The sequence below is a fragment of the Paucisalibacillus globulus DSM 18846 genome, assembly GCF_000482485.1.
Lineage (GTDB): Bacteria > Bacillota > Bacilli > Bacillales > Amphibacillaceae > Ornithinibacillus > Ornithinibacillus globulus.
The window spans coordinates 86342-100400 of record NZ_KI519440.1; the positions used below are offsets into that span (position 1 = coordinate 86342).

A 14059-nucleotide genomic window follows, 5' to 3' on the forward strand; every position below is an offset into this window, starting at 1 on the left:
GTAGTTTTCATACTTTTTTATATACACAAAATAAATGGTAGGTAGAGCATTTTTGTCAAGTATTAAAGTAAGGGGTGGAAAAATGGATTTAGAATTACATTATAAAAATGAAGTAATTGGAGCTGTAAATACATTTATACAAATGATTAACCAAGCGGATAAATGGAACCCGGAAGGTAAAGGTATAATAGAAAATAACTGGCATTATCGTTTACAGGAAAATAATACGTTCCTAGCAAAGTTAAAAATAAATGGAGTTGATGAAATGCTTTCTTTTCAAAAATCCGAATGGAAGAATTTAAGTGTAAATATGCTTGGAAACCCTAAGTTGAAAGAACTATATAAAAGATTATCCTAAAGGTGATTAGGCCATAAAATGTACGACTTTTATCATGTTATTATCAGGGATTGACACAAGTATTACCACTTTTTGCCACTGCAATTACCAACAGATTAATGCCAAGGAACTTCACTATGGATACTTTAAGAAAATTTATCGGTTTTTTACTGAGAAACTAGCTTGATGTTATTAAACAATAGAACTACATTTGATGAGAGTCAATTACATTATTTTACCGTGATTTAAAATCAGGGCACTTGAATAAGTGAAATAGCTAAAACAGGCGTTGATAAAGAATCTAACGCTGTTAAGGTTACTATTTTTCGATTATATTGCCTTTTGATGGTTGACATATTTTACGGATCACTGTCCCATAAAAGCATGGATGCTAGAATAATAATGCTCATAGCTCATATTTGGGGTATCATCAATAAAACCCAAAAATCGTATACTAAGAAAATTTAGTCGAAGAAAAAATGCGTTTCTTATTACTGCTACATTTGTTAATATTGAGGAAATCCAGTCATATCCTAAATCCAGCGTAAATCCAAATAATCCACAATGAAAAGGAAGTCTATTTCAGATAATAGGCTCCCTTTTTTTATGCAGTAAAACAGCTTACTTATCCCTCTAAAACCAACGAAAACCCACCAAAACAAAATATTTCCAAAAAAAATGCCACCTTTCTCTACTATCCTTCGATTATATAGGTGAAACGAACATTACCACACAAACCAAACACCCACACAAAAGAAAGGAGGTCACCCCATGCAACGACAAACCCTAACAGTCAAAGACGTAGCTAACTACTTAGGTGTCCACACTGACACCGTCTACACCATGGTAAAAATAAATCAGATTCCACATCTAAAGCTCGGTAAACGGATTTTATTTACGAGGGAATCGATTGATTTATGGATGGCGGATCAGGTGAAAAAGAGTATTAAATAACATTTATATTGGAGGTGTTTTAGTAATGGATTTTACAAAAGAGTCGAATGCCTTTAAGGAATGGGTACAATACAATAACATTCCTTCTAATGCCGTTCTTCTGTGGTTTGTATTAATGACGTTTAAGCATTCCATCAGCTGTCAAGGGAAATTTCAATTATCAAATTTAGTCGTACAACAATTTACTGGGTTATCCAAGCAAGGTTTAACGGATGCTAGAAGGAAGTTAGTAGATTTCAATCTATTAGACTACGAAAAAGGAAATAAAGGTAAAGATCCTAGCTATCAAATGAGGTCATTGGTCCACACCAATGACCAATCTGAATACGAGTTACATGACAAATTACATAAAAGTACCCAATCAAGCTCATTATCAGTCAGCCATGCGGAATCATCTTCTACCCAATCCAATACCCCATTGGTTCAAACTAGTAAATCAGTCCATAAGGCGGACTCATTTCATGATAAGAACGTATCTTTATATAGACAAAGACAAGACAAAAAAGAAGAATTAGAAATTGTCCATTTCTATGAGTCTCATATTGGAATATTGAGTCCACTTGCGAGAGAAAGATTACTAACTTGGCAGGAGAAATTTAGAGATGAAGTGATCTGTGCTGCGATTGAGATTGGGGCAGAACATGGGGCGAGGAAAGTTGGTTATGTCGTGAAGATTTTACAGGAATGGGAGCGGAATGGTCTGAAGACGGTAGGGGATGTGCTTGCTTATCGTCGGAAAAAACTAAATCATAGCCAGAAGACGTTTTACTCGGATAAAAAGAATGGGCAAAGCTCTCATTCAATCTTTGATGAACTAAGGAGGGGAGGCTAGTGAATCGGCAGGAAGCGGTTGATATATTGGAGACGATTAAGCTGTTGTATCCGAAATATGAGTTGACGATGGAGAAGGGGAATATTCTAATCAGGATACTGGAGCAGATGGATTATAGGCTTGTGATGGAGAATCTCACGAATTATGTGGCTAGAAGTCCTTTTCCACCAACAATTGCGGATATTGCTGCCTATCCATCTGAGGATAATGTGAATTTGGAGCAAATGAAGATTTGGCGTGAGGAAGCAAGTAGGGTTCCAGATAGTATGAAGAAGGGTTTTCTGGAAGCTTTAACAAATCTAGTAAGGAGTTATGTGGTTCAGGTGGTATAATAATTATAGAAAAACTTCTTAAGACATTCCCCAAATTCCCCACAAGGATGTGTACATATGTCTATTTCATTAGTGGTAAAAGAAGACACCAAGGATTACACACACCATGATCAACTATTTAAAGAATTAATTCATCATTTTTTCGAGGAATTCCTTGAAGCATTTTTCCCACAAGTACATCAGCACATTGACTTTACAACTATAACAGCATTGTCAGAAGAAATGTTCACAGATTTATTCGAAGGTGAAAGCCGTAGGGCAGATATTGTAATTGAAGCGAAGCATAAGGGTGAGGATACCATGCTTATAATCCATGTTGAACCACAGAGTTATCCTCAAAGTAAACCACCTTTTCATGAACGAATGTATCTTTATTACAGTCTTTTGTATAATAGGAATAGGAAACCAATTCTGCCTATTGCTGTTTTTAGCTATGATGAAAATAGAACAGAAAAGGATGAATTTAATATCAAATTCCCGTATTTTCACGTATTAAAATTCAATTTTCTTAAAGTAGAATTACGAAAAACGAATTGGCGTGAATATATAGAATCCAATAATCCGGTTGCTGCTGCTTTGCTAAGTAAAATGGGATTCACGGAAGAAGAAAGAGTTCAAGTTCGTTTGGAATTTCTTCGAATGATGACTAGTATGGAGTTAAATCCAGCGAAGGAAAGATTAATTTTTGGCTTTTTTGAGCGGTACTTAAAATTAAATGAAAAGGAGGAGGCTATTCTTATGGAAAATATCAAGCATTTAGAAGAGGCGGATAAGATTATGGAACTCCCTATCTCCTGGGAAGAAAAAGGGAAAAAAGAAGAAAAGAAGAATATTGCCCGCACAATGCTAGAAAATGGCTATCCAATTAAGGAAATTCAAAAGCTTACTGGTCTTAATCGCAACGAAATCGAAAAGCTCAATCCATAATAGAAAGGGGAGCTAACACTCACTCCCCTTTCGTACATATGAAAACTATGGTATGACTGCAACTCATTCGTAATAGTTTAAAGGGTCAGACCCTAAAATTCCGAGGTGCACAGGATTAAGCAAGATATGATTATTTAAATTATTTAGGGGAATTGGAAAGGGTAGTCGTGGATAACCCTGGTACCAAAGGGTATTCCATATTGCTTACTAATGATCATTTATACTGGAAACCATCACAAAAGGAAAATGCAGTGGATAGAGACTTTCATATTTATGATGGGCGAATTGTTTCTGAAATATGTTCGTGGAGTGAAGAAGCATCAAAAAGTACAACTTTGGGTAGGGAGGAACCAATAATATTTAATAATTCGTATCACATGAAATGGCAGCCTTATTTCTTATTCGGAAACAATAAAAATGAGGAATTTCGAGTGTTGATGAATGAAATTAGGAATTGAAGATTTGAATACCGAGTTTGCTATGGGAAATAAGGGGTAGAATTGTAGTGAAGTAAATCATACCAACTTCACATTTTTAATAAAGCATAGTATAATATCTGTAAATTAGATTTCAATGAATAAAATAATACAGTAATACGAGGTGCTTATTGTGAGTGCGGTAGGTTCTAAATAGGAAAAAAATAATGAAATAAATACGATGACAAAAGGGATTTATATGGATTTCATACCCTTTGTTTTGTCATGGATTTATTTCAATACCTATGAAGATACCTACAATACTTTATAAAGCGTGTAATGATGTTGAAATAGCTTTCTTAACGATAGCTTATTTCATTGTATTTGCATATGACACATGCCTTGTAAATGTAACGAAAGCTGCGGTATCCTCGCAGCTTTTTTGGTAGTTAGGAAAGTATAAAAAACTTTCCCCCGACATAAGAAAAACTAACACATTCGCTTGGGACTGAGCGAATGCGAGTTTTTCTAATTATAGGATAACAATCTTTTACACCTGCAAAAAATACCGTGTCAGATGTAAATTTCATTGGAATCTAATGTGTAGGTATCTTCACGTATGATAAAAATAAATCATAGTGAGGAGAAATTATAGTGAATAGCATGACCTTTGAAAAGTTACAATACAACGAATTAAAAGGAATCGTTAAGTCTTATTGTGTAAGTGGACTAGGGAAAAACAGGATAGATAAATTGAAACCTAGCACAAGTATGAAAGTAGTTAAAAATCGTTTAAATGAAACGACTGAGGCACGCGCAATATTGGATGCAGTTGGTAATGTGCCATTTTTGGGAGTTTCTAATATTGAGAGTATTATTCAAAATCTTGAAAAAGGCATGATACTGGATCCGAGCGATTTGGTTAGTGTATCGGATTTTTTAAGAGGTTGTCGGAAAATAAAAAAGTTTATGTTGGATAAAGTGTTCTTTGCACCTGTAATCGCATCGTATGCAAATTCTATGTCTGAATTCAAACATGTGGAGGAAGAAGTTGACTTTTCAATTAAAGGAAATCGTATTGATTCAGCTGCAAGTAAGGAATTAAGACGAATAAGAAAAAATATTGATTCGGTTGAAGAAAAGATAAAGGACCGTTTAAATAAATATTTAAGTAATAGTACCAATAAGAAGTATATTCAAGAATTTTTTATTAGTAAGAAAGATGATCGATATACCATACCGATTAAAGCTTCGTTTAAAAATCAAGTTTTAGGAACAATTATTGAAGTTTCTTCTAAAGGATCAACGGTGTTTATCGAACCAAATACAGTTACAAAATTAAACGGAGAACTTGCAATACTGAAAGCTGAAGAAGCAATTGAAGAATATCAAATACTAGCTGCCTTATCAGGAATGATCTTAGAGAACTTGGATGATATCAAGATTAATCTGGATCTTATTAGTCAATATGATATGGTTTTTGCAAAAGCGAAATTCAGCAAACATATCGACGGAATAGAGCCCAATTTAAATGATATTGGTTATATAAAATTAGTTAGCTGTAAACACCCACTTTTATCAGGGGATGTTGTACCCCTTCATTTTGAAATTGGTGAAGATTACCGTAGCTTAATTGTTACGGGGCCAAATGCTGGTGGGAAAACGATTGTTCTCAAAACAATAGGATTAGTAACATTGGCAACAATGTCAGGTTTTCACATTACTGCGGATAAGGAGACAGAAATTTCGGTTTTTGAAAATATCTTTGTAGATATTGGTGACAATCAAAGTATCGAAAATGCACTTAGTACATTTTCATCTCATATGAAAAATCTTTCCGAAATAATGAGTGTATCTAATAATCATTCTCTCTTACTATTTGATGAAATAGGAAGTGGTACAGAACCCAATGAGGGAGCGGCAATTGCGATTTCAATTCTAGAAGAATTTTATCATATGGGTTGTATTACAGTTGCAACAACACACTATGGAGAAATAAAACGGTTCTCAGAAATGCATAATGATTTTATGAATGCTGCCATGCAATTTAATAGTGAAACATTAGAACCAAAATATAAGTTGATGATAGGTAAATCAGGGGAAAGTAATGCCCTTTGGATTTCTAAAAAGATGAATATACGAGAAAATGTGCTACAAAGAGCTAAAGAATATATGGGAAATAAAGAATATCAGTTAGACATGGTGAATGAAGGTAAAATAAGGAAACCTAAAATCAGCAATGAGAAAACCAAAGAGAAGTATGAATTTAAGAAAGGGGATCGTGTGAAATTATTAGACCATAATGACTATGGAATTGTGTATAAAGAAATAGACAATTTCAATCAAGTTGTCGTGTTCTATAACGGAGAGTTTATCAATGTAAATGAAAAGCGACTTGCACTAGAAGTACGAGCGCAGGAATTATATCCAGAGGGATATGATTTAGAAACATTGTTTATCGATTACCATACACGGAAAATGCAGCATGATATAGAACGCGGTTCAAAAAAAGCACTTCGTAAAATTCAAAAGGAAATTCGAAAGAACAAAGACTAGAGTTAGAAAACTTCTTCAACTTTCTAATCTAGAACTTTGTATTCAAATCATAATTGGTTTGATTCGTTAGGAAAAACTTTTCGCACGTATAGAAAAACCTGTATTCACTAAAGGATAAGTGAATACAGGTTTTCATGATATTTTAATAAATTATCGAGATTAATCGTATATAACAGCCTTACCTTCTTCACGTAACTTCTCTAAAGATGTAAGCATATGATTTATTTGTTCATCAGAATGTCTTTCCCATGAACCTAATTCAGCTAGTATTTTCAGAGGAGATTTAGACCGATAAGAACGTGTTGGATTTCCCGGGAATCTTTTGTCCGTTACGTTCGGGTCATTTTCAAATTCACCTAATGGTTCTACAAGATAAATTCTTTCCTTTGCTTTCGATTTTGCTAATTCTGCACCCCATTTAGCTGCTTCTAATGTTGCGGTGAAGTATATGTGGTTTGACTTTTTATCTTGATAGTTGGATACATGTTGAGGTACTAATAAATCTCCAATCTTTAGTTCTGCTTTTGTACCATGAAAAAAGGGACCATTGTCTAAGACAGCTTTATTATCATTCATACTGATACACCTCTTTAATTTGATTTGATATACAGTATAGTTTATAAAGAACAAAAAATGTAGTCTATAAATATTCTTCAAGGAGTGGTAAAATATAAGTATAGAGATTAAATTGGTCGGTTCACCTACTACATATATAATCCAAAGTAAAAAGCAGTTTATCTACGGATCCTTATTCCATATTATATAGAATATTCATCCAAGGCATTTGTTCACATCAAAGAACAAATGCCTTCTTTTTTTGTATGGAAATAATATACATATAAAAGTGTTTAATTAATATCAATAGAAAGGGCGGAAATTTATTGAAGAGACTAGGGGTATTCATTTTTATAGTAATGACGTTTTTTTACTTCCTTGTTGCTTGTGCTTCTTCAGATAATACAGGAAGTAAAGAATTAGAACAAGACAAAAAGGGGACAGAAAGTGTAGAAAGTAAACAAGAAGATGAGAGTGAGGAAACAAAGGAAGAAGATATAGAAAGTACAGAAGAGGAAACAGAATCCGAGAAAGCAGACACTAAGGAATATGCAGCCTGTAAAGGTATATTGTTTTCAGTCGGGGAAGAAATTGACGGGCGTGTTTTAGCGGATTGTGTGATTGAGGCGATGCTTGTCCAGCAAACAGGAACACATATTGTGAAGGATGAGAGTGGTATTACGACTACCGTAGATTTTAAATGGGATCCTCATTTTTCACTTGCTACACATAACGATGAATTTTCTGTCGTTCTTAAAGAAGATACTGGCTGGATGAAGACGTTGGATGGAAGGTGGATACAAGAGGACCCAAACTCCACTCATCCAGAAACCATAACGGCAAATGCCGTTATCAATGGGTATCGTGTATTTGCAGATCCACGTTTTATTGGTGAATTTTTGGCGATGGTCAACACGTGGACCGTTGCTGGTGAAGAACCAGTACCAGATGCAGATTCTTTTGCAGATAAGGCATGGAAACTAACCACTGATGATGTGATTGATATGGAAATTTCTGTTGTATCTGACTTGGAGTTTTGGATAACCAGTGATTATCTAGGTGCATATTTTGTTGCGACTGGAACCATGGGAAATGTTAGTGCAAGAACCTCTAATACGTTCACACAATGGGGAGGCGAGGTTGATATTCCGGAGCCAGAATAAAACGCTGTTACGATTTGGAAAAAGGCACAGAAAATGGAAAAGTAAGGAGGTAACTGAACAGACAGGTGAAAAAGAAGAACAAACGGCGGGAGAACAATTTAAAGAAGTTGATGATAATCTAGATGTAGAGAGATTTAAAACTGAAGATATCAATGAACAGTAGTAGCTCGAATCGTGGATTTATAGAATTCGACATAATATGATTATTTCCGAGGAAATAATCATGAAATATAACTTTCTTTTGCAATAGGAAACGATTATATTCATGTATTCACTAGGATGGATGGACGTTTAATCTATCGCCTTGTTCCACGTTTGCTTGGTACTCGATAAATCCAATTATTAGTATGGCTATTTATTAAGAAAGCCTTTGTTTATAGACGAAAATAGCCATTTACCTTTAGGCATGATAATGCTCCCTTTCAGTAAAAAAATACACTAAATCCCTCTTTGTACGTAAAGGTGAAACAACCCGTGAAAAACCGCATAGTTAGAAATGTATAGAAATGCTCTGTTATCCTCCGTTTAATTACGAATTCAAATGTAATCACATCCCGAATTTGTCGTATTTTGACAAACTTTGGGATGTGATAGTGTTTTTAATCCAAAAGTCACGGTTCCAAACTACCATTATTGATTTTGATGCCTTATCTGGATTGAAATTTGATCATGTTAAAAGTACTATTATAGGTAATATGAATTTACTGACAAATGTTACCATATTTCTTTATGGTGTATTTAGACGGAACACAATCAAATTTAAAAAGGGGGACCTCAAATGAGTGGAGAAATTAAACTTGTGGATGGACCTATCAAACAAGGGATAAGCCAATTAAATGGTTCCACAAGGGCGTTAGTTACTTCTTTTTATTCTTTTCAAAAAGGAGATAACACGTTAGATATGGTTGATTCATTACTAGAAATAAACCAGTCCTTTGAAGATGTACTCATCACCTACCGCGAAATCATGGTAAAGCATGCTGGGATGACAGAAGAGGCGATTGTTTCACTACAAGAAACAGAAAAATTGGTGGCATCTGGTATACGATTAATAAAATAAGTTGGATTAGACGGCTTAATTACTGTTCAATAAAATGTGAGGTGATTTTCATGTCAGCGGACCTATATAGTATTAACTCCCAACTGTGGCAAATCCAAAGTTCCATCTGGGCTAGCAAGCAACAGTTGGAGCAGAAGAAGGAAGAATTACGGCGTTTAATGCAAGCTTTATCTGATTTAAGGCAAAACAAAAGTGATTTTATTACTATGAAAAGAATTTGTATCGAACCAGAGCTAACCCCAAAAACACTCCACGGAGACCATGCTAATAAACTAGACACCTTCAGAAAGAACGAACTCCAAGTAAGTTTTCTAGCCATTCCAAATGAGCAAATAAGTTCTGCAGAAACTACCATAAGCAATAAGATTCTTAGTGTTCAAAATGAAATAGCTGCCCTTGAAAGTAGTATTGCTGGGTTAGAATCGAGCTACGCTTATCTTGTAAATCAAAAACAAATTCTGGAAAAGGCTTAAAACATCCAACTAAATTCTTTCCCATAATGGAGGTGGGGACATGATGATTTTAGATGCGAAAAGTTTACTATCAAGTATCGATAAAACAACACTGGGAATTAACTCACTCTATAATCAAATATCAGCTATCCAACGAGCAGTTAGAGATTTTTCTGCACTTGATGATGTACTGAAAGGTTCAGGGGGAACAGCAATCCGTTCCTTTTACAGTGATGGCCATCAACCTTTTTTAATCTTTCTCTTTCAATCACTAGTGGACTATAAAAATGTTTTGTCAGATATCCAATCAGCTATTGAATCTTATGAGTCACATGCCAATGGATTTGTAAGGCAGGATTTTCTAGAAAGCGATATTACAAATGGTTTGGAAAATGTAAAGAAACGAACAATTGAATTGACTGCTGATGCAAATAGTATCTTACAACGTGTTCAAGACCTTGTTGCAGTAAGTAAAATTGATGAATCAGAGGTTGTTGATACAGTAAGACGTGGAAATGAAAAAGTACGAAATATGATAGAGGAACTGAAGATATTGGATAGTTATGGTGTTTCCCGTTTGGAGAAAACGAAGGATAATCTGCAGACGATGAAGAGTTATATCTCGGAATTGGATGCAAAGTTTACTAGTGGGGGTGCACTTACTGACTTTAATGCAAAAGCAATGCAGGGACTTACTTCATATAGCACCATCATGGATGGTATCTACAATAAAGAAAGTTCAGAAAGCACCACGTTAGATGGAAAAACAATTGAAACCATGCCAATCTATGAGATTGGGAAGGCTAAAGATGCAGAGTTAGAAGGAATTAGTGAAGATGCAAAGGAGATTGTGAATCTAGCATTTAAGGATTTAGAGAATGGTGTAATTGATAGACAAGAGTTTTTGAGAATTCTTCTTGGAATGACTAGTCTTGAAAGAGATATAGCAGAAGGAAAAGTGGAGACCGAGGTTGAGGTAACATTACTAGAATATGTTGAAAAAAATCAAAAAACAATTGCCATGAACGGGTATGCCGAGTTAATAGGGAAACTCATTAACGATCTAGGTAAGGAAGTTGTTGGTACTGGTCAATCTTTAAAGAAATTTCCTGTTTCCTTACAGTGGGCACATAAGGCTGGAGATGCTGTGATTAAACATGGGAAAAATATTGCGGGTGCGGGTACGGTCCTTGGTGGAGTAGCCATGGTCGGAGGATTTAGTATTGGTATGTATGATGATATAGCGAACAACGGTAAGACGGTTGGGGAAGCTATTGCGCATAATGGAGCGGCAGCAGGTGTTGGGTTGGCAACAAATACAATTATTACAGCATCAATTGTAGGATTAGCTTCGAATCCAGTTGGCTGGGCTGTAATCGGAGGTGTTGCAACAGGGTTATTTGTAACATCCCTCTTTAATGTAGCATATGAAAATAATTGGTTAGGTATACAAGACGGCCTAGATTGGATTGGTGGAAAAATAGATAGCACTTGGGAAACTACTAAAGAAATTGCCACCAATGTCGGGGAGGCTATTAAGGATGGCTTGAATGCCATAAATCCATTGAAATGGGGATGGTGGTAATTATATGAATGTTGAAGTTCTTAATATTCATAAAAATTTAAGGTACCGAATCATGACAGTAAACGGCAAACACTATATTTTTGATCAAGACCGTCCGTACTTAGTGTTTTTCTTTCCGTTTTTAAATTGGATGAAGTCACATATTGTCTATAAAGTTTCAGATCCAGTTAAATTAGAGCAGTTAAAAGTTATTAAAAATGAAAATAAATTAGGTACAGGATTATTTATTCTTACAGGAGGATTAACAGTATTTTTAGGGAATTTATTAAGCTTAGTTGTTGAAAGGTTTGATTTTCAAATATCACAAATTTATATATATAGTTTATTATTAATTTCCACATTTCTTGTTATCTATTTTCGCTTTCGTATAAGTAGAAAAAATCAAAAAAAATTATGTGATATTGTGCAACTTGAGGAACTAGAGACGGAAAAAATTCGGATTAGACCCCAATCCTTTAAACATTTTAGTTTTGTATTAGTCGCATATATATACATTTTATTAATTACGCTTGCTTCATTAATAGCTTTTATTAAATTACCTAATTTTATTTTATTTCTCTGTTTCATTTTGTTTTTATTTTTAACATTAATAGTAAACGGACTGACCTTAAAGGTTGGAAAAAACAAGATTAAACTGAAAAACAATAAATCTGCAGATTAGAAAGAAATTAATTCGATTAAGGGGAGAAACACATGTTACCAATTGGATCAATCATCTACCTAAAGGACGGTTCAAGGAAAATAATGATTTTAAACAGAGGTCCAATTATAGAGAGGAACGGCAAACAAACAGTATTTGATTATTCGGGCTGTTTTTATCCACTTGGATTAGTACCGGACAATATTTTTTATTTCAACCATGAAAATATTGATGAGGTTGTATTTGAAGGTTTTAAGGACTCAGAGGAAGAACGTTTCCAGAAGCTATTTCATGATTGGCGAAAGGAAAACGGCGATAAGTTTGCAAGAGGAAAAGTTACAGGGGTGATTTAGTAGGGCATAGAAGGATTAGTCTCTCTAATTTGGAAGTGAATTTATGGAAATTAATATGTTGACTGTGGATAAAAAAATAAAGACAGGATGGTTTAAATATTAGGTGAATTATTTAAGAAGGAGTTAAAGAATGAAAATTAATTCAACTATAGAGTTTGGACAACTATCAGACGAGTTCAAAAAACACTTACAATTCCTAGATATATTCAATATAAAAGGCGCAACATCCATGCTGCTATTTGGATTGTATGACATCCCTCTACTATTGTCTTTACTTACAATTTATAAAATTGAGTTTATCTGGGGTATCCTACCCCTTCTAGTAATTCTTCACGCTTGGATGTTTCGACTTTTATTTAAAAATCCCTTTTCTACTCAATTTGAGACCATATTATATTTAGGAGCTTTTGGGTTAATTGGTTCATTGACCTTTATTATAATGATATACGGGATATCGTATTATGTGTTGGGAATTTCTTCTGTTATCTATTACTCGGTATTAACACTTACTTTATTGATGTCATCTATTATTCTAATAAAGTATCAAATAGACAAATATGCTGGAGATCTAACTAAGGAAAAAAAGAGTCGGGACCAATCAAAGTACATCGGACTAGTTACCGTCGCTCCCGCCATTGGATATATTTTGGCGCTAATAACGGCTGATACAACTATACTAAAGCATAGTGTGACATTAGGAATGAATTTTATACTTTTCCTAATATATGGGTACTTTGGAGCTAGGTTTCTACACAAATATTTTTTCATGAAAACTAATATAGATTACGTGAACTTCCAGATGCCTGCAAAAAAAGATTACAAAGAATTAATAAAAAATGGAGTAGAAATTAAATAGCTATATTTAAAGGAAGAAATTATGAAAATTGATTCTAATATTAAACGTAGAGATTTATCACAAAAATTTAAAGAACATTTATTGTTTGTAGATATAATAAATGTGAAGTCTTCAGTAGTAACCGTAATACTTGTACTCTATGATCTACCATTAGCCGCGGGTCTACTGAGCATATATAAATTAGAGTTTTTATGGATACTTATGCCATTTATAATCATTTTGCATTTATGGGGTATTCGACTTTTAGTAAAGAATCCATACTCTACACAATTTGAGACGATAAGATTTATCGGGACTCTAGGTGTAATAGGGACATTAACTTTTTTTATTATAGCTAATGGTATGTCCATCTTTGCTTTTCATATTAATTCTATCTTATATTATGGTTTAATCAATTTATCCTTATTGATTACGTCTTATATACTAGTAAAATATCAAATTGACAAGTATTCTGGCGATCCAACAAAAGAGGGAAAGAAGCATGATCAATCAAAATACATGGGATTGTTGTCTGTCTCCCCAGCAATAGGATATCTGTTAGCTTTAAGTACAAAGGGCAATTCTACTCTTCAATTAGCTATTATGATGATTATGATTTTCTTTCTAATACTTCTGTATGTATATGTAGCAGCTAAGTTTATACACAGATACTATTTTATGAAAACGAACATAGATATTGTAATACTCCAAACACCTACAAAAAAAGAATACAAAGAGTTAAGAGAAAAAGGAGTAGAAATTAAATAATAGAAAACTATTACCCAATGGTTCTATCGAATGGTGGAAATAAGCGTTTAATGATTTATGGTATGGAAGAAAACAACAAGTTGTAGATGAAGAACAACCAGATTTAGTAGAGGATGCAATTGATACAACCATGTTTGACTACATTGGAGTTCCTTATCCGGAAGGCTCTATTAATCAGGAGTTCTCGTATGCTTTTAACCATTCCGATATACAGGACATCATCTTTCAAGGATATGAAGATGATGAAGAAGACGAATTCCGGAGTATATTGGAGAGGGTATAAAACTTTAATCA

At 34.1% G+C, this 14059-nt stretch carries 17 protein-coding genes and 1 pseudogene; 17 read left to right on the top strand and 1 reads right to left on the bottom strand.

What is annotated here, in order from left to right; translation table 11 throughout:
* The first annotated feature begins 82 nt into the window (after positions 1-82).
* The 7 genes from K332_RS0120270 to K332_RS0120300 all read left to right on the top strand — a co-directional run bounded on the left by K332_RS0120270 (position 83) and on the right by K332_RS0120300 (position 6354).
* On the top strand, positions 83-358 hold the full coding sequence (locus K332_RS0120270) for a hypothetical protein (protein ID WP_026909117.1): 276 nt from the start codon (positions 83-85) through the stop codon (positions 356-358).
* A 750-nt stretch (positions 359-1108) separates the two neighbouring features.
* Complete coding sequence (locus K332_RS0120275) at positions 1109-1291, top strand: helix-turn-helix domain-containing protein (protein ID WP_026909118.1); 183 nt, start codon at positions 1109-1111, stop codon at positions 1289-1291.
* Positions 1292-1316: 25 nt separating this feature from the next.
* On the top strand, positions 1317-2123 hold the full coding sequence (locus tag K332_RS0120280; protein WP_026909119.1) for a DnaD domain-containing protein: 807 nt from the start codon (positions 1317-1319) through the stop codon (positions 2121-2123).
* A complete protein-coding gene (locus K332_RS0120285) occupies positions 2123-2455 on the top strand; it encodes a replicative helicase loader/inhibitor (protein ID WP_026909120.1) in 333 nt (110 codons plus the stop codon). The genes K332_RS0120280 and K332_RS0120285 overlap by 1 nt, the downstream gene beginning before the upstream one ends.
* 57 nt (positions 2456-2512) lie before the next feature.
* Positions 2513-3382, top strand: a complete 870-nt coding sequence (locus tag K332_RS0120290; protein ID WP_051359562.1) for an RpnC/YadD family protein — start codon at positions 2513-2515, stop codon at positions 3380-3382.
* A 152-nt stretch (positions 3383-3534) separates the two neighbouring features.
* Positions 3535-3840 (top strand): hypothetical protein, encoded by a 306-nt coding sequence (locus K332_RS23035; protein WP_051359563.1) that lies wholly within the window; start codon positions 3535-3537, stop codon positions 3838-3840.
* Positions 3841-4452: 612 nt separating this feature from the next.
* Positions 4453-6354, top strand: a complete 1902-nt coding sequence (locus tag K332_RS0120300; protein WP_026909122.1) for an endonuclease MutS2 — start codon at positions 4453-4455, stop codon at positions 6352-6354.
* Positions 6355-6513: 159 nt separating this feature from the next.
* Here K332_RS0120300 and arr read toward each other — a convergent pair whose 3' ends face one another.
* Positions 6514-6930, bottom strand: coding sequence for an NAD(+)--rifampin ADP-ribosyltransferase (gene arr / locus K332_RS0120305; RefSeq protein WP_026909123.1), 417 nt, complete (start codon positions 6928-6930; stop codon positions 6514-6516).
* Positions 6931-7235: 305 nt separating this feature from the next.
* Between arr and K332_RS0120310 the strand changes: the two genes are divergently transcribed.
* The 10 genes and pseudogenes from K332_RS0120310 to K332_RS24085 all read left to right on the top strand — a co-directional run.
* Entirely contained in the window at positions 7236-8072 is an 837-nt protein-coding gene (locus K332_RS0120310) for a hypothetical protein (protein WP_036689489.1), read from the top strand.
* A complete protein-coding gene (locus K332_RS0120315; RefSeq protein WP_026909125.1) occupies positions 8050-8235 on the top strand; it encodes a hypothetical protein in 186 nt (61 codons plus the stop codon). Before K332_RS0120310 ends, K332_RS0120315 begins: the two co-directional genes overlap by 23 nt.
* A gap of 615 nt (positions 8236-8850) precedes the next feature.
* Positions 8851-9132: a YwqI/YxiC family protein gene (locus K332_RS0120325; RefSeq protein WP_026909127.1), complete on the top strand. Its 282-nt coding sequence runs from the start codon at positions 8851-8853 to the stop codon at positions 9130-9132.
* A 50-nt stretch (positions 9133-9182) separates the two neighbouring features.
* The gene (locus K332_RS0120330; RefSeq protein ID WP_026909128.1) at positions 9183-9605 is read left to right on the top strand and encodes a hypothetical protein; all 423 of its coding nucleotides are present in this window, start codon (positions 9183-9185) and stop codon (positions 9603-9605) included.
* Between the two features lie 40 nt (positions 9606-9645).
* Positions 9646-11169, top strand: coding sequence for a ribonuclease YeeF family protein (locus tag K332_RS0120335; protein WP_026909129.1), 1524 nt, complete (start codon positions 9646-9648; stop codon positions 11167-11169).
* A gap of 4 nt (positions 11170-11173) precedes the next feature.
* A complete protein-coding gene (locus tag K332_RS0120340) occupies positions 11174-11830 on the top strand; it encodes a DUF443 family protein (protein ID WP_026909130.1) in 657 nt (218 codons plus the stop codon).
* A 32-nt stretch (positions 11831-11862) separates the two neighbouring features.
* Complete coding sequence (locus tag K332_RS0120345; RefSeq protein WP_026909131.1) at positions 11863-12162, top strand: DUF4176 domain-containing protein; 300 nt, start codon at positions 11863-11865, stop codon at positions 12160-12162.
* Positions 12163-12292: 130 nt separating this feature from the next.
* On the top strand, positions 12293-13018 hold the full coding sequence (locus K332_RS0120350) for a hypothetical protein (protein ID WP_026909132.1): 726 nt from the start codon (positions 12293-12295) through the stop codon (positions 13016-13018).
* A 21-nt stretch (positions 13019-13039) separates the two neighbouring features.
* Positions 13040-13765 carry a hypothetical protein gene (locus tag K332_RS0120355; RefSeq protein ID WP_026909133.1) on the top strand — a complete coding sequence of 242 codons (726 nt, stop codon included), beginning with the start codon at positions 13040-13042 and terminating at the stop codon, positions 13763-13765.
* Between the two features lie 73 nt (positions 13766-13838).
* A pseudogene (locus tag K332_RS24085) lies at positions 13839-14048 on the top strand (DUF4176 domain-containing protein); the annotation flags it as partial.
* Between the last annotated feature and the right edge of the window lie 11 nt (positions 14049-14059).